The 17,150-nt window shown below is 45.2% G+C and carries 16 protein-coding genes; all 16 read right to left on the bottom strand.

Going from position 1 to position 17,150, the window contains the following annotated elements; all coding sequences use genetic code 11:
* Positions 1–3: 3 nt before the first annotated feature.
* Complete coding sequence (gene modB / locus PN466_RS04585; RefSeq protein ID WP_271937348.1) at positions 4–1,866, bottom strand: molybdate ABC transporter permease subunit; 1,863 nt, start codon at positions 1,864–1,866, stop codon at positions 4–6.
* A 10-nt stretch (positions 1,867–1,876) separates the two neighbouring features.
* Entirely contained in the window at positions 1,877–2,086 is a 210-nt protein-coding gene (locus tag PN466_RS04580; RefSeq protein ID WP_271937347.1) for a TOBE domain-containing protein, read from the bottom strand.
* A 94-nt stretch (positions 2,087–2,180) separates the two neighbouring features.
* The gene (modA, locus tag PN466_RS04575) at positions 2,181–2,963 is read right to left on the bottom strand and encodes a molybdate ABC transporter substrate-binding protein (RefSeq protein WP_271937345.1); all 783 of its coding nucleotides are present in this window, start codon (positions 2,961–2,963) and stop codon (positions 2,181–2,183) included.
* Between the two features lie 88 nt (positions 2,964–3,051).
* Positions 3,052–3,354 (bottom strand): hypothetical protein, encoded by a 303-nt coding sequence (locus tag PN466_RS04570; RefSeq protein WP_271937343.1) that lies wholly within the window; start codon positions 3,352–3,354, stop codon positions 3,052–3,054.
* A 349-nt stretch (positions 3,355–3,703) separates the two neighbouring features.
* The gene (nifV, locus tag PN466_RS04565) at positions 3,704–4,855 is read right to left on the bottom strand and encodes a homocitrate synthase (protein ID WP_271937341.1); all 1,152 of its coding nucleotides are present in this window, start codon (positions 4,853–4,855) and stop codon (positions 3,704–3,706) included.
* The gene (gene cysE / locus PN466_RS04560; RefSeq protein WP_271937381.1) at positions 4,845–5,519 is read right to left on the bottom strand and encodes a serine O-acetyltransferase; all 675 of its coding nucleotides are present in this window, start codon (positions 5,517–5,519) and stop codon (positions 4,845–4,847) included. Before cysE ends, nifV begins: the two co-directional genes overlap by 11 nt.
* A gap of 94 nt (positions 5,520–5,613) precedes the next feature.
* A complete protein-coding gene (gene nifB / locus PN466_RS04555) occupies positions 5,614–6,909 on the bottom strand; it encodes a nitrogenase cofactor biosynthesis protein NifB (RefSeq protein ID WP_271937339.1) in 1,296 nt (431 codons plus the stop codon).
* Between the two features lie 129 nt (positions 6,910–7,038).
* Positions 7,039–8,433, bottom strand: coding sequence for a nitrogenase component 1 (locus PN466_RS04550; protein WP_271937338.1), 1,395 nt, complete (start codon positions 8,431–8,433; stop codon positions 7,039–7,041).
* A gap of 42 nt (positions 8,434–8,475) precedes the next feature.
* Positions 8,476–9,825, bottom strand: coding sequence for a nitrogenase iron-molybdenum cofactor biosynthesis protein NifE (gene nifE / locus PN466_RS04545; RefSeq protein WP_271937336.1), 1,350 nt, complete (start codon positions 9,823–9,825; stop codon positions 8,476–8,478).
* A gap of 214 nt (positions 9,826–10,039) precedes the next feature.
* Complete coding sequence (locus PN466_RS04540) at positions 10,040–10,357, bottom strand: (2Fe-2S) ferredoxin domain-containing protein (RefSeq protein ID WP_271937335.1); 318 nt, start codon at positions 10,355–10,357, stop codon at positions 10,040–10,042.
* A 119-nt stretch (positions 10,358–10,476) separates the two neighbouring features.
* Complete coding sequence (gene nifK, locus PN466_RS04535) at positions 10,477–11,850, bottom strand: nitrogenase molybdenum-iron protein subunit beta (RefSeq protein ID WP_271937333.1); 1,374 nt, start codon at positions 11,848–11,850, stop codon at positions 10,477–10,479.
* A 108-nt stretch (positions 11,851–11,958) separates the two neighbouring features.
* A complete protein-coding gene (gene nifD, locus PN466_RS04530) occupies positions 11,959–13,548 on the bottom strand; it encodes a nitrogenase molybdenum-iron protein alpha chain (protein WP_390889968.1) in 1,590 nt (529 codons plus the stop codon).
* Positions 13,549–13,785: 237 nt separating this feature from the next.
* On the bottom strand, positions 13,786–14,196 hold the full coding sequence (locus PN466_RS04525; RefSeq protein ID WP_271937329.1) for a P-II family nitrogen regulator: 411 nt from the start codon (positions 14,194–14,196) through the stop codon (positions 13,786–13,788).
* Positions 14,197–14,337: 141 nt separating this feature from the next.
* Entirely contained in the window at positions 14,338–14,724 is a 387-nt protein-coding gene (locus PN466_RS04520) for a P-II family nitrogen regulator (RefSeq protein ID WP_271937327.1), read from the bottom strand.
* Between the two features lie 74 nt (positions 14,725–14,798).
* Positions 14,799–15,623, bottom strand: coding sequence for a nitrogenase iron protein (gene nifH / locus PN466_RS04515; protein ID WP_271937326.1), 825 nt, complete (start codon positions 15,621–15,623; stop codon positions 14,799–14,801).
* 555 nt (positions 15,624–16,178) lie between these two features.
* Entirely contained in the window at positions 16,179–17,114 is a 936-nt protein-coding gene (gene nifU / locus PN466_RS04510; protein WP_271937325.1) for a Fe-S cluster assembly protein NifU, read from the bottom strand.
* Positions 17,115–17,150: the final 36 nt, after the last annotated feature.

Genomic DNA, 17,150 nt, shown 5'->3' with positions numbered 1-17,150 from the left:
TTTTTAATTTTTCATTGAAGGGGGAGAGTTGGGATTGAGCGATCGCCCCTTCACTTCACTAACCCTTGGCTCTTGCAATAATATCAGTTTCTCCGATCGCAGACAAACAGACCAGGGAGTTGGCTGGGTTTGCAGGGTTTCCCATTTCTCCTTAAAGATTTCTGCCTGGAGATGGTAGTCCCGGTGATGATTCGGGGGACGATTTAAGGTGAGATAGAGGGTCATCCGGTGGGGACTTTCGCTAGTATCGGCTAACCAGCACTCAAAGGTATTCTCTTGGTTAAGATCGGCAACAAAGGTAATATGATGCGCTCGAATGGCAATTTGGGTCAATGTATCGGGGATGGGTTTATGGGTGGTTAAGGCACAATTCCAGTCAATGGCTAAAATTTGCCCATTTTCGACAACAGTCGCGCGGGAAAAGTTCTTGCAAGCGGTGATGCGAGCAACGGGTTCATAGCGAGGTTCGGTAAAGATGTCTTCTTTGCTGCCAAAAGCGATCGCCTCTCCTCGATCTAAAACCAAGAGATCTTGGCAAATTCGATAGGCTTCTTCTAAATTATGGGTGACAAATAAGCTCACTCCAGGATAACTCTCTAGGCGATCGACTAATAATTTCACCATCTGTAAATGCAGATAGGTATCTAAAGCGGAGCAGGGTTCATCTAAGAGGAGAATATCCGGTTGACTGGCTAAGGCTCTGGCTAAGGCGACTCGTTGCTGTTGTCCTCCAGAGAGTTGATCGGGGTAGCGATCGCCAAATCCCGATAAGTATACCGCAGCTAACTGCGCTTCGATATCCGCGCGAGTCATGTTCACTGATTTGGGAATCCCAAAGGCGATATTTTCCGCGACGGTGAGATGGGGAAATAGGGCATAATTTTGGAAGACAAGCCCCACGCGGCGCTCGGAGGCGGGCAGATTAATGTCTTGTTCTGAATCGTATAACACTCGACCATTGAGGACAATACGACCGGAATCTGGGGTATCGATGCCCGCAATACAGCGCAAAATCAGGCTTTTGCCTGCGCCAGAGCTGCCTAAAATCCCCAAAACTTGGCGATCGCTGCTGGTCAATGATACATCCAAAGTAAACTCGCAGAGTGTTTTGCGAATCTGCACGCTCAAATACGGTTCCGACGCTCGATAAACTGGACGATTGACGTGCCAAGAGGAGAGTGACGCTGGAGAAACCGTCTTCCAACTTTTACTCTGAAACTTACGCCATAAATTGACTAAAGTTACCATCAACAGAGACAAACCAAGCATTACCATGCACCAAAACCAAGCTGTTTCCATCGAACCCGATTCCACCGCTAAATAAATCGCCATCGGAATCGTTTGGGTTTGGTTGGGAATATTTCCCGCTAACATTAACGTCGCCCCAAATTCCCCTAAAGCACGGGTAAATGCTAAAGTCGCTCCCGCCATCAAACCAGGGAACGCCAGAGGTAAACTAATGCGCCAAAAGATCGTCTGTTCTCTTGCGCCCAGGGTTTGAGCCGCTTGGGGAATCGTGCGATCGATTTGTTCAAAGGCAGCTAACGCAGTTTTGTACATCAGTGGAAATGCCACCACCGTTGCTGTAATCACAGTGGCATACCAGGTAAAGACAATATGAATGTTAAACTGGGCAAGAAAAGACCCGATTGGCGTATTTTTCCCGAATATAACCAAGAGGAAAAAGCCTAAAACGGTAGGGGGCAAAACCAAGGGGGATAAAAATAATCCATCCAAAATCGATTTGGCTTTTCCCCGATACCGGAATATCCAGTGAGCAGCAGCGATCCCTAGGAAAAAAGCGATCATCGTGGCAAGCGTTGCCGTTTTAAGGGAGATAAACAAGGGGGAAAAGTTATCGATCATGATTCGGGAGCTAATCCACAGCAAATATTACATCAGAAGCTTTTATCACAGCGAACGCTTCTTTTCCTTCTGCTAATCCTAAGTTTTCGGCGGACGCTTTAGTAATCACTCCAGTGACTTCTACACCGGGTGCAATTTCTAAAGTTATTTCACTATTTACGGCTCCAGTGACCACTTTTTTCACGGTTCCTTTTAAGGCATTACGAGCGCTAATTTTCATTGAATTTATTGATTTTATAATATAATCAATATTCTATCGATATCACTAGAAAAAAAGAGTATCATGGGGAACAAAATCAGGCATTTTTTACAGTCTATTGAGCCAGTTGAAACCCATAGTCTTGGAAAATAGATTGTGCGGGTTCTGTCCAGAGAAAATCAATAAAATGTTGGGCTGGTTCGGGAGATTCTGTTTGCTGCAAAATAGCAACGGGATAAAGAATGGGAGAATGATCGGTTTCGGGAGCTGTGGCAACGATAGTTATTTTATCAGAGAGCATCGCATCCGTTTGATAAACGATTCCCGCATCCACATTTCCCGATTCGACATAAAAGAGGACTTGCCGTGCATCTTTAGCTAAGACAAATTTGGGCCGAAGTAACTCATATAGCTTAAGTTGAGTGAGGACTTCTTTTCCATATTGTCCTGCGGGGACTGTTTCTGGATTTCCTAGAGCAATTTTAGCGATATGCTCTTGAGTTAAGTCGGCAAATACTTTAATCGTTTTTTCTCTTTTGGGAGTCACTAAAACAACTTGATTTTTGAGTAAATTTTTCCGGGTTTTGGGTTGTAATAAATTCTTGCGCTCTAGGGCATCCATTTGTTGAGGGGAAGCAGAAATAAAGACATCCACTGGAGCGCCTTGTTCAATTTGTTGTTGCAGGGTTCCGGATGAAGCAAAGTTATAAGCAATGAGAGTATCTGATGCCTGTTGTTGATAGGCTTGGGCAATCGGACGCATCACATTCTGAAGACTGGCAGCGACAGATACAGTTAGCTGGGTTTGGGTTGAAGTTTCAGGAGTTCCAGAACTACAGCTTATACAGATCGTCAGGGTTAGAGCTGTAATGAAATAAAAAAATCCTCGTTTTTTCACGATCGTCACCCCCAAGGTTGTGAGAATGTTTAGATAACCAGGATAAACGAGAATTTTTTAAAGCTTAGAAGAGTTGAGCATCAATAGCTTAAAGCATGGATTTGGTTAACTGCTTGACGGTTTGAAAATGCTCAAAACTGGGAGTTTCAATGTCTCCATCAGCTAATTTTTCTAGTTCGCTGGCTAAACGACGCAAATAGTCAGCTTGTTTTCGGATTCTCTGACTGATTCCTGTATCTCCTGATGCTAGACATTGCGGACAGACATCGGTGATGTACTCATCAGAACTGCGATAGGCTCGGGCAATGATTTCTTCAGCAAAGAAAAGGGTCCCACAGAGATGGCATTGACATTTTTCATCAAAATAGTTACTTTCTAACTGGATTTTCATCAATAGTTTCCTCAGCCGCTTTTTTATCGTGTTTTGATCTAACTTTGATGGACTTGTGGGTTGACTGGATGTCGCTCAACTAGAATTCTAGTATTGGACACTACCATTTTAACAACTTCTTTATCAATCCTGGGGAAGAGATGAGTTGTTCAAAGTAAGGATATCCTGATAAAAAAGCATGGAGGAAGCGATATAGCGCTGCGCGCTGGGCGGTAGGGAATGGGGAATGGGGAATAGGGAATGGGGAATAGGGAATAGGTGATGGGTACTAGATTTTAGTATTGAACCGGAGTCCTAACCCACTCTTTCTCTGCTATAGCGGTTAATCAGACTTGAGATTGATAGGACGCTAAGAGGGGTGGAGTTCCTTGGTATTGGGTGTATGGGGGAGATTCGTGTGCTTTAACAGATCTAATACTTCCTGTTGCGTTAATCCGCGTTTCAGTTGAATGGCGAGATCGCGAACCTGCTCGAGCAAGTGTTGCACTTCTGGTTGTTGGAGGGTAATCTGCTGCTCTTGGAGTAAATGGTACAACAGAGAGCGCCCCGAATGTTTGCCTAAAACTAATTGGTGTTCTAATCCAAGTTCCGCCGGATCGTAAGCTTGATAGGTGTGAGGATTTTTCAGCAAGCCATTGACATGAATCCCCGCTTCATGGGTAAAGGCATTGTCACCAACGACTGATTTCCAGCGAGGGAGAGTATCCCCCGAAGCTTGCTGTACAAACTGAGAAATATCCCGTAACTGATGGGTATCAATTCCTGATTTTATCCCGTAAAGATGTTTGAGGGCGATCGCCACTTCTTCTAAGGCGGCATTTCCGGCTCGTTCTCCCAACCCGTTAACAGTGGTATTGACGGAGGTGGCTCCCGCTTTGACTCCAGCTAAACTATTGGCGACTGCCATGCCTAAGTCATCGTGGGTATGCATTTCGATCGGGAGGGTAAACTGTTGCACCAATTGGCGAACGGTGTCATAGGTGGCAAAGGGATCGAGAATGCCGATCGTATCGCAAAATCGAAATCGACTGGCTCCCCAATCTTGAGCCTTTTGAATCACTTCACCCAAAAATTTGGGGTTCGCGCGGGAAGAGTCTTCTCCTCCGACAGAAACATAGAGTCCATGATCGATCGCAAAATGAATACTTTCCTCTAACTGTCGCCACAGTTGAGACACCTTGCCGCCAAATTTGACTTGGATCTGAATCTCGGAAACGGGAATCGAGATATGGACTCTGTGCAGTCCACAGGCAAGGGAGGCTTGAATATCTTCAATTTTAGCCCGATTCCAACCGATTAACTCCGCTTTCAGTCCTAAATCAACGATCGCCCGGATGGCATCTGCCTCTTCACCTCCCATTACCGGAATTCCGATCTCCAGTTCTGGAACCCCCATGCGATCGAGGAATTGGGCGATCGCCACTTTTTCCGCCAGGGTAAACGCCACTCCAGCCGCTTGTTCCCCATCCCTCAAAGTGGTGTCATTAATATTAATACTCATGGGTAATCCTCTCCTGTAATTGGGCTTCCAGGGACTCCAGGCGATCCCTTAAAGCGGCGATCGCTCTTCCTTGAATATCCGGCAAACTACCATGTTCCAAGGGATCTAGCGATTGTCCGCAGTTTCGCACCACGCGCCCTGGTATTCCCACCACTGTGCAATGATCGGGTACGGGGTTTAATACTACCGAACCCGCACCAATACGAACATTATCCCCGATTTTAATATTGCCTAAGACTTTGGCTCCGGCACCAATAATAACGCGATCGCCTACCGTGGGATGGCGTTTCCCTTGCTCTTTTCCCGTTCCTCCCAAAGTCACCCCTTGGTAAATCAGAGCATAGTCCCCCACAATCGCAGTTTCTCCAATCACCACCCCCATACCATGATCGATACAAATTCCCCGTCCTAAACAAGCCCCTGGATGAATTTCCACGCCCGTTAAAAACCGCGCTATGGCTGACAGCAGGCGAGGGATTAACCCAATATGATGAGCTTGCAAATAATGGGCAATACGGTAAAAAATTAAGGCGTGCCATCCAGGGGAGAATAGAAACACCTCCAAGGGATTTCTCGCGGCTGGATCTCGCTCAAATATGATGCGAAAATCCGTACCCATATCTTGCCAGAGCGATAATGCTCCGCATTGCTTATGCGATCGCATATCTCTTAAGTCTGGGAAGTCAGGAGTGCAGGAGTTAGAAATCATAGACATCACCGTTTTCTTCATGATTCTTCAAGGTTCATTACTCCCCAATTTATCCACAACCTAAACCATCTCCTTGACATTCAGACGCGGCTGCGGATAGGCGAGTGCATTCCGTTTGTTTACGCCGTTTGAATTTTGACAGATCTTCCCCATCATAAACGGCTTGCAATCCCAGGTTAATAAACCCACTAATTTCGATGGGAGTAATTCCACATTGACTTAAGATTTGCTTGGGATTCTCTCCCATGCCACTGGCTAAAATAGCCCGACAATCTTGCAAATTATTGGCTAGTTTTTGCCACCGTTCAAATCCAGTTCCCACTTCTGGAGTCAACCGTTCTTCAACCAAACTAAATCCGCTGCCCGTTTGTTCCCAAATTTGCAATTGCGGCGCTTGTCCCAAATGCTGATTGACTAACACTCCTTCAACAGTAGCGACGGCAACATAGGGGCGATTGTTGGATTGTTGGGGAAGTTTTCGTTTAGAAGAAGCCGCCAAACAGCCATGAAATTCCTGCGATCGATCTTCGCCCAACAATCCGACAGCATCAGCTCTACAGCGCGTACAATGGCGCATTTGCGGTAAGTATTGTTCGCACTCTTTGCGAATTTTATTCATCATCCGCGCATTGGGTTCCGTCAATTCTTCAAAGGGAGTATCTGGAGTCGGGAACATAGCCATTGCATTGAACAAATCCGCCCCTAATTCTGCCGCTTTTTTAGCCACTTCTACCGCATGATGGTCGTTAATTCCCGGCATAATAATACAGTTGATTTTCACCGTTACTCCAGCCGCTTTTAAATTCTGAATGGCTTCCAATTGTCGCTCTAGAAGTAAGGTTGCTCCTTTTAATCCTTGATAAACCGTTTTACCATCCCGAACCCAACGATAAACTTTGCGGGTAATTTCTGGGTCTACCGCATTCATGGTAACGGTGACGTGACTGACCCCAATTTCCGCAATTTTGGCAATATATTCTGGCTTTAAATTCAGTCCATTGCTCGATAGACAAAGAATTAACTCTGGGTATTCTTCCCGCAACAATTCCATCGTCCGTAAGGTTTGCTCTGGATTGGCAAAAGGATCGCCCGGTCCGGCAATTCCAGCCACCGTAATTCGGGGTTCTTTCTCCAAAACTTGACCCATGTAATAGAGTGCCTGTTCTGGAGATAAAACAGTACTGGTTACTCCAGGTCTACTTTCATTGACGCAATCATATTTGCGATTGCAATAATTACACTGAATATTACATTTGGGTGCGACGGGTAAATGAACTCGTCCATATTGTCCTTTTACATCGACATTGAAGCAAGGATGTTTGGCGTAATCAATGGTGGTAGTCATTTTAGGTTCTCCGTGATGTTTTTTTAGGGAATGGGGAATGGGGAATAGGGAATAGGGAATAGGAAGTTCCCTATTTCTCCGCGTCTCTGCGTCACCGTGTCACCGCGTCTCCCTATCCCCGATCGCTGTCTACAAATAGCCATACCCGACGGGGGAATCGGCTTGTTTCTTGTCGATAATGGCGTTAACAATTTGATCGAGCAGGCGCTGAGTTCCGCGATAACCGAGGTGCAACAGGCGCTGTCCGCCAAAGCGATCGTGAATGGGGAAACCGACGCGAATCATGGGAATTTGATGTTTGCGAGCAATGGGATATCCTTTGCTCGTACCGATAATTAAATCAGGTTGAATGCGATCGATTTGTTCGCCTATTTCGTAGAAATCCACATTGTCACGGACGGGGACGGGTTCTCTGACGATCTCTGCGGTGACGGCTTCTATGGCAGCGGCGAGTTGGCCGCTATTGCCTCCAGAGGCGCATAAAATGGGTTTAACGCCAATTTCTGTGAGGAACGCGGTTAATCCCACGACTAAATCTTCCTCTCCGTAGACTACGGCGCGTTTGCCAAAGAGATATTTGTGAGCATCGACATAGGCATCGACTAACCGTCCCCGCTCGGATGCATGAATTTGGGGGATGGGTTGTCCGGTGAGTTCTTGCAGGAGGTTAAAGAAGCGATCGCTCTCTCGCAAACCGATGGGGAGTCCCAAGGGGTGCAATGGTAGGTTAAAACGCTCGCGCAACACTTCTCCTCCAGTGCTGCCCGTGCCTTCTAAGACTCGTCCGAATTCCAAAGTGGCGATCGCCCGATCCATCGCGCGAATCTCAGCAACCGGGGTTCCACCTTCTGGAATCGTCAGATAATCCAGTTGCGCTGGCCCATCCAATGTATCGGAAAAATCAGGTAAAATTGTAGCTTTAATGCCAAAATCTTGCACAACTTCTCGCAGATAGCGCAGATCTGCCGGAGAAACTAAACCCGGCAATACATTCAGGGAACAGGAAACGGAAGGAGCTGAACTTTCTACCCCCACCAATTGTTCAATGACTGCTTTAACCGTGGCATGAAATCCTTCCGCGTGAGTGCCACTATAGCTCGGAGTTGCCACCCGTACCAAAGTCGGTAATGGATCCTCTTCTTGGCCAAATTCTTCTTGAAATTCCAATAAGAATCGTCTCACATCATCGCCGATGGTTTCCGTTAAACAAGTGGTGGCAATTCCCACGACATCGGGATGGTATTTCTCCATCACATTGAGAATACCTTTTTTCAAGTTTGGCCCGCCCCCATAGACAGCATGTTTTTCACTCAGAGAAGACGAGGCAATATCAATCGGTTCTCGGAAATGACTAATAATATAACGGCGCATATACGTCGCACAGCCTTGAGATCCATGCAAGAAGGGAACGCATCCTTCTATGCCTCGAAAAGCAATACAAGCTCCTAGAGGTTTACAGAGTTTGCAGGCATTGGTTGTAGAGACATAAGCCTCGGTTTTCTGCTTAATTTTTATTTTACCCATGATTTTTCCCTCTCCCAAATTGCAACGATCAAAATTTGTCGATTACTCCGGTTGGTTACGTCGAGGCACAAATTGCCAAATGGGAGACATCACCGTAGAGTGAACTTCTTTAGCAAAATTGAGCATTCCAACAAATCCTTCCAGGGCTTCTTTTCGTTCGTGGTTGTGGTCGCAGAAGCCAATCCCCAATTTATAGGCAATGGGGCGCTCTTTGACTCCACCAACAAAAATATCCACATCCTTTTCTTTCAAAAAACCAGATAATTCTAAGGGATTAGAATCATCAACAATAATGGTTCCTTCATCGGTAATTTCATGCAGTTCTTGATAATCTGCTTTAGTTCCTGTTTGTGACCCGACCATGACCACATCCATACCCAATAACCGGAAGGCTTTGACTAAGGAAAAGGCTTTAAATGCACCACCGACATAAATGGCTGCGGTTTTTCCTTCTAAGTCTTTGCGGTATTCGTTCAACTGTCCATAAAGGGTGGATAATTCAGAGCGCACTAACTCTTGCGCTCGTTGCAAAATGGTGGGATCGTCATCGAAGAACCGAGCAACTGAATATAAGGCTTCTGCCATATCTTCAATGCCAAAATAAGAGACTCGCAGGAAGGGAACATCATAGTCTTCTTGCATCATTTTGGCTAAGTCCAGGGTTGCCCCAGAACACTGCACCACATTCAAGGCTGCACCATGCGATCGCTGAATGTCTTTGATCCGTCCATCCCCAGTAATATTAGCGACTACTTGAATGCCTATTCGCTCAAAATATTCACGGATAATCCAAATCTCTCCAGCCAAGTTAAAGTCACCCAAAATATTAATACTGTGGGGAGAAATGCCGGTGGTATCGCCCATGCCCACTAAGCGAAACATGGCTCGACAAGCGGCATTATATCCGGCTCGTTTATTCCCCTTAAAGCCTTCGGACTGTACGGGAATAACCGGAATGCCTTTTTCTTGGCTAACTCGTTTACAAATTCCTTCTAAGTCGTCTCCAATAATACCCACAATACAAGTTGAATAGACAAATGCACCATTGGGATGATGACGATCGATTAATTCACATAGGGCTTGGTCGAGTTTTTTCTCACCGCCAAAAATCACATCTCGCTCTTGTAAATCTGTGGAAAAACTGAGTCGATGTAATTCTGGGCCGGAAGAGAGCGCGCCACGAATATCCCAAGTATACGCCGCACAACCAATGGGGCCATGAACCAAATGAATGGCATCGGCAATGGGGTAAAGAACGACGCGAGAACCACAGAAAACACAAGCTCTTTGGCTAACCGCACCCGCCAAGCTTTCTTTATTGCAAGCAAACTCAAAAGGGCTATTTCCTTTGCGGTGAATTTGTTTCTCTCGCTCTCTTAAAATTCCAGTCATAATTTTGTCCGAATGAGAAGTAATAAGGAAGGGCGCATGGCTTGCGCCCTTGAGGGTATAAATCTTCCTTGACAAAGGGAGGTTATGGCTGTCCCCAACCTGACTTGTATAGAGAAGAAGGGAGAGTTAGGATACTGTCTATTGCCTATTGCCTATTGCCTAAAACCATAATCTAACTGTCCTCACCAACTCTTTCTCTGCTATAGGGATGGCTTTAAGTGGCAAATAAGTATTCTTCAGCCGGTTGATTGTCTTCAAGTGCATCGAGAATTTCATCGATCGCATCTTCATCCACTTCCCCATACCAATAGTTGTCGGGATAGACCATCATCACGGGGCCATGATCGCAGAGTTTCAGACAACCGGTAGAAGAGACTAGGACATTATCGAGTCCGCGATCGACCAATTCATTTTCAAGATACTGAATTAAACTTACCGCTTTCTTCTTGTTGCAAACGCCCTGAGCTTCTCCCTTGGTTCTAAAAGAATTACAAACAAAAATGTGGTGTTCGGGTTTCGTTAGTTTACTCATGATATCCTCCTGATTTAGACACAAAGGTTGAGACAGAGCCGACCTGAATCGGCTGTTGCTGACACGAATACGGGGTTGGGGGATCTAGACCATACCCTCTCACCCTTGAGCAATTAATATTACAGAGCTAACTCAAAGATTTCATCGGGGTCATCCCGATCTTTGCGTTCCAAAATCGTATTAATGATGTCGCACAACAGATGCATACTGCCCTTATAGCCAACAGAGGGGAAGAAACTGTGACCGACACGGTCTAAGATCGGCCAACCAAACCGGACTAGGGGAATATCTTCCGCACGGGCAATATATTTGCCATAAACGTTGGTAATGAGTAGATCCACAGGATTAGTCTTGATCAGTTGATGTAGATAGAACAGATCCGTATCATCTTTGACGATCGCATCGGGAACCCACTCTTCCAAGATTTCTTTACAGCGCGTGGTGAAATATTTGGAAGCTGTTCCAGTGATCGCATACATGGGTTTAGCGCCACAACTGACGAGAAACTCAGTTAAAGGAACAATTTGATCGGGATCTCCAGCTAAAGCGACTCGCTTGCCATAGAGATATTGCTGCATATCCGTCATCAAGTCTACTAACCGACCCCGGTCATCTTTCAAGGACTCTGGAACGGCTGCACCTGTGGTTTCTATAATTGCTTGGATAAAGCGATCCGTTGCGGCAATACCGATGGGTAAATCCAACAATTGATAGGGAACCTTGCATTTATTTTCCAGTTCTTTCGCCGCTTGTTTCGAGGCATCTGGCCCCAGAGCCAGAGTTGCGATGCTATCGCCAGTAGTATGCAACGCTTCCACTGAGGTTCCTCCCTTGGGATACATCTCAAATGTTCCCGTTTGCGGCGTATCCACCACATCACTGGTATCTGGGAAGACTACAGAGTTCACCCCAATTTGATCCAGCAGATGCTTAATCTGGCGGATATCGGACGGTTCTACATATCCGGGAATCACATTAATTTGCTGTTGGGGAGTTTCAGTCTTCTCTGAAAGGTACTTGACAATCCCAGCCGTCATATTTGACCAACCCGTTACATGAGTTCCCACATAACTGGGGGTATTGGCATGAATGACCACTTTACCTTCGGGGATAATCCCACTTTCCCGCGCTTCCCGAATCAACGTCGGAATATCATCACCAATGGTTTCTGACAGACAGGTGGTATTAATCGCAATTACATCAGGGTCGTACAGTTTGTACATGGTGGTAAACGCTTGACGCAAGTTTGCACCACCACCAAAGACGGCTGAACCTTCAGTAAACGAACTGGTTGCTGCCATGATCGGGTCGCGATAATGACGAGTTAGGTGCGATCTATGGTAAGAACAACATCCTTGTGAGCCATGGGAATGGGGTAAGCATCCATGAATTCCTAATGCGGCGTACATAGCCCCGATGGGTTGGCATGTTTTGGCGGGGTTAACCCGTAGTGCTTTGCGTTCTACAACTTCTTTGGGGGTTGCTTCTAACATGATTTTCTCTCCGAGTTGGGATGAATGAAGGGTGAGAGTTGCAACGAGTTCAGGACAAACCCCCTGCAACTGGAGGAGGGAGGGTAGGGGCTTTCCAGCCCGTTAACCCTAATCCCAAGGGGCTTTGATGTATTGCCAAGTGGGGCTATTGACTCGCAGATCCACATCTTTGGCAAAGTTGACTGCACCTCGGAAACCAGCAAAGGGCCCACCGTAGTCATAATTGTGCAACTGCTTGCAAGGTACGCCGAATTTCTCAATGACGTACTTGTCTTTAATTCCAGAACCAATCAGATCGGGTTTAAAGCGTTTGATCAACACATCGAGTTCATGGTGAGAAATGTTGTCTACTAGCAATGTGCCTTCACCCATATCGGGCATCATTCCTTTGTAGTCATTCATGATCTTCTCGTTACGCAGACGTTCCATTTCTGCATCCGATGGAGGATTATAGCGCTCTGAATCGCGTTCTACATCCAATTCTTCAATGTTGCGACTGTCTGCATCCACCTTGATCTTCGGTAGGGCTTGCCGTCCTTCGTAGTCATCCCGGTGAGCAAACTCATAGCCTGCTACAATGGTTTTCATGCCGAGATCTGCAAATAGTTCTTGGTAGTGATGGGCCCGGGAACCGCCAACGAACAAGAATACCGTTTTTCCTTCGAGTCGTTTGCGGTACTGGGTCAACTGAGCTTCGGCGATCGCCAATTCTTCCACAATCACGTCTTCAACCCGTTGAATCAAAGCTGGATCATCAAAGAACTTAGCAATCTTACGCAAACTCTTGGCAAAAGCATGAACGCCAATAAAGTTCACTTTCATCCAAGGCGTACCATATTTCTCTTCCATCATGGAAGCCATATAGTTAATGGAACGATGGCACATGACCAGATTTACTTTGGCTAAATGAGCCTTGATCGCATCATCATAAGAGGCATCGCCACTAAATGTGGAAACCACTTTAATGCCACATTTTTCCAGCACCCGCTCAATTTCCCAAGAGTCACCCCCGATGTTATATTCACCCATCAGGTTAACGGTAAATCCTTCGATTTCTTCCGTTTCAGTATCATTTCCAATCCAATGTTTGAAGAAACCATTGTTGGCAATATGGTGTCCTGCGGATTGACTGACTCCTTTATATCCTTCACAGTTAAAGGCAACGACCGGAAGTCCCAGTTTTTGCGTCATTTCCCTAGCTGCACCTTGGATATCATCTCCAATTAATCCCACCGGACAAGTGGAGTGAACCGTAATCGATTTGGGTTGGAAAATATCATAGGCTTCTTGCACCGCCTGCTTTAACTTATTCACGCCACCAAACACAACATCATGTTCGTTCAAATCGGTGGAGAAGCAATAGTGTAAAAATTCTTTGCCATCTTCTCTCGGTTTAAACTGATTGCGTCGAGTTAACCAAGAATAATAGGAACACCCAATCGGACCATGAACGATGTGTACGCAGTCACCAAATGGCCCCACAACCACACCTTTACATCCCGCAAAAGCACATCCTCTCTGAGTTATAATTCCGGGAGTTGTACGGGCATTAGCGTTAATTTCTTGCTCCGGAATAGATGGGTCACGAACAACAATATGTTTGCTCCGTTTGCGAGCGACTTTCTTCGGATAGGCTCCAATGATTTCCGCAATACTATCCTGGGTCTCTTCCAGACTTATGGGAGACGGAGAAAGCATCACACCTTGTTGTGCCTGTTGGGATTCTGATTCAAAATCAGTCGTCGGTGATAATTTTTCAGTCATGGTTTTCTCTCCATTATGTTTGGGGTTCGTAAAGACGAGAGAAGAGAACAATATTTAGAGTTAATCTGCTTTTTATTTCCGATCTCCCGTCCCGAATTAATCTCACAGTAAATCCGGCTAGTTTGAGATAAATTCTCCTATCATTCGATGTCAACTAGATTAGGGACTACTTTAGGCAAAAAACATGCCTGAACCCATTTCATCGATCGCAAAATTCCCTTTTTCGCGAGTCCGAATCCGAATACTGTCGAGTACTGGCACTACAAAGATCTTGCCATCTCCAGCATTCCGAGTTTGATTGACCTTGATGATGGTATTGACTACTTCTTTGACCAACTCATCAGGAACAACTAAACTAACCAAACGCTTGGGAATTAAGCGAGGAACATGAGCGAGTAACGGCAATACCTCTGATGCATCTTCAGGATGCTTATTTAAGGCATCTACCACTTCTGCTTCCATGGCTTGCCGTCCTCGACCGGCAACTTTCACGGCATTAAATCCAGGAAAACCTGCCTTAATCAAGGCTTCTTTGGTCTCATGCATTTTGTTCATGCGAATAATCGCAATAACTTCTTTCATGTCTCTTTCCTCAGTGTTAATCTACAGTAGAATTACAATTGTTAGGGGTTAAACGATCGGTTAAACTGGTGATTCGTGTTGGATATATTCTTCGGGAAAATATGACCCCTAACAATCAGCAATACGGCGATCAATCTGGATCTAAGTCGTCACTAAGGTTCGAGGAGAAGTTTCCGGGGTGGCCGGGACTGAAACTTGAGCCGTTTCTTTAACACCTGTACTGACGGTGTAGATTTCTTCAACTGGAGTTACGAAGATTTTTCCATCTCCATAGGCTCCTTCGGTTCCGGTACGGGCGCTGTCAAGAATAATCCGAATTACAGTGTCTTTATCTTCGTCGGGGACGACGAACATTAACAGTTCTTTAGGCAGTTCATCGTAGTGAACGTTCCCAATTTTCAAACCCCGTTGTTTGCCTCGACCGTAAACATCAATTTTGGTGACAGCGGGAAAGCCTGCGTTCAATAAGGCTTGCATCACATCAGTGGCTTTTTCTGGTCGAACAATGGCTCGAATAGCGACTGGCATTTGAGTTTTTCCTCCTCAAAAATGAGAAAATACAACAAAAGGAATGGATGTCCGTTGAGAATACGGGTGTATCCTTAACCGAATAATCCATATTTCACGAGTAATTTTTCCAGGTCATCATTAGATACGGGAGTAGGAATGACTTGATTGGTATTTTCATCAATGGCTTTAGCCAAGTTGCGATAATGTTGCGCTTGTTCGGATTCGGGAGCGTATTCAATCACCGTCTTCCGGTTTAATTCTGCCCGTTGTACCATGTTGTCCCGTGGCATGAAGTAAATCATTTGTGTGCCTAATGCGTCGGCTAAAGCCATGATCAGTTCTGCTTCTCGGTCAACTTTACGGGAGTTACAAATCAATCCACCTAACCGAACACCACCAGACTCGGCATATTTCATAATACCTCGACAAATGTTGTTGGCAGCATACATTGCCATCATTTCACCAGAGGTGACAATATAGATTTCTTGAGCTTTGCCTTCGCGGATGGGCATGGCAAATCCACCACAAACTACGTCTCCTAAAACGTCGTAGAAGGCATAGTCTAAACCAACTTGTTCTTCATAGGCTCCGAGTTGTTCGAGCATACTGATGGAGGTAATAATCCCCCGTCCTGCACAACCGACACCCGGTTCTGGCCCACCGGATTCAACACATAAAGTTTTCCCAAAGCCTTCTTTGCGGATGTCTTCTAAGTCTACGTCATCGCCTTCTTCGCGTAAGGTATCTAAGACGCTTTTCTGGTGTAAGCCACCGAGTAGTAACCGAGTGGAGTCAGCTTTGGGATCACAACCGACAATCATGACTTTGCGGCCTAATTCAACTAACCCAGCAACTGTATTTTGAGTGGTGGTTGATTTACCAATTCCGCCTTTTCCGTAAACAGCGATTTTCCTCATGATTAAACCTCCTGTTTGGGGTAGTTAAGTAATGGCTTACAGAGGAATCAATAGAGTGGGGGTGGTTTAAGACTTCCTCTCTCTATTGACAAATATAAGCCACTACGATTAAAGAGAATAACTTCTGAAACACTGACAATATACTCTGCAAAGTTTTCCTGTAACTGGATGGGTTCAAGGATGACTTCACTTTTCTTGCCTACGAATATAGTTATAAACTTTTAAAAGTAAAATAACTGTATATGTGACTACACAAAACACATTTTTTGATTCAATAAAAGTGATTTTGCTTACTTTTTCTATTTTTAAATTTTAAACAATCACTTTGTTGTCAATTATTCTTATTTTATTGGCAAAAACTGGATTGTAAAAATGCAGAAATTGATATTATTTAAATGTGTTTAAAGATTAATTTATTATAACAATATTTTTAATTTAACTCCTAATATACAGGTCTATATCATGACAAAAGCACGGCTAAACCGTGCTTTAAATAAGGGTTGTATGGATTATTGAGTGAAGATATGGCAGGTTTATTCCTAAGTCTATAGAGTGCTATTCAACGGCAATGACGATTAAATCATCTGAGACGCGATCGCGCAAGGTTTGCTCAATGCCTTGCTTTAAAGTCGTCAGCACGCTCGGACAACTACCACAGGCTCCTTTTAAGATGACTTTAACGAGATTATTTTCTATGTCGTAAAGCTCCACATCACCGCCATCCATAGCCACCATCGGACGAATTTCATCATTTAAAATTTGTTGAATTAACGTAATCTTTTGTAATGTGGTTAATGGGGGCAATTCAGATGCCGGTTCTGGAGAGGCACTGGCGAGTTTTTCGGCTAATTCGACGCAGGTTTCAACAGCAACCTGGTTCATATGCTGCTGTTGTTTTCGTTCTTGGGTCACTTCAGCCAAGATATCGTCAATCTCAGCCAGACAAGAACCACAACCGCCGCCTGCTTTGATATAGTTAGTGACTTGTTCGGCTGTGGTGAGATGATTGTCCTGGATAATGCGTTTAATTTTGCCTTCGGTGATGGCAAAGCAGCGACAAACTAAGGGGCTTTCATCTTCTTCTTCGGCTTCTAGGGGAATGCCTTTGTAGTTGTAAATGGCTGCTTCTAGGGCTTCTTGTCCCATGACGGAGCAGTGCATTTTTTCTTCGGGAAGCCCTCCTAAAAAGTCGGCAATCTCTCGGTTGCTGAGGGTTAGGGCTTGATCGAGGGTCATGCCTTGAATAAGATCGGTTAAGGCAGAAGAGGAGGCGATCGCACTGGCGCATCCAAAGGTTTGAAACCTGGCATCAATAATTTGTTCGGTTTGAGTATTGACTTTTAGGTGCAACCGCAAGGCATCGCCACAAGCGATACTACCGACATCACCGACAGCAACGGTTTCATATTCTTCACAGTCGGAGGAGGTAATTTCCCCCATGTTATGAGGATTGTTAAATAAATCGATCACTTTATCCGTATAGTCCCACATGGTTCTAGCAGCTCCCTTGAGTTTGAATGGTTAGAA

Origin of the sequence: Roseofilum reptotaenium CS-1145 (assembly GCF_028330985.1) — a bacterium.
Taxonomy (GTDB): domain Bacteria; phylum Cyanobacteriota; class Cyanobacteriia; order Cyanobacteriales; family Desertifilaceae; genus Roseofilum; species Roseofilum reptotaenium.
The sequence above is the reverse complement of the archived record's forward strand: the minus strand, read 5'-3'. Positions and strand labels throughout refer to the sequence as shown.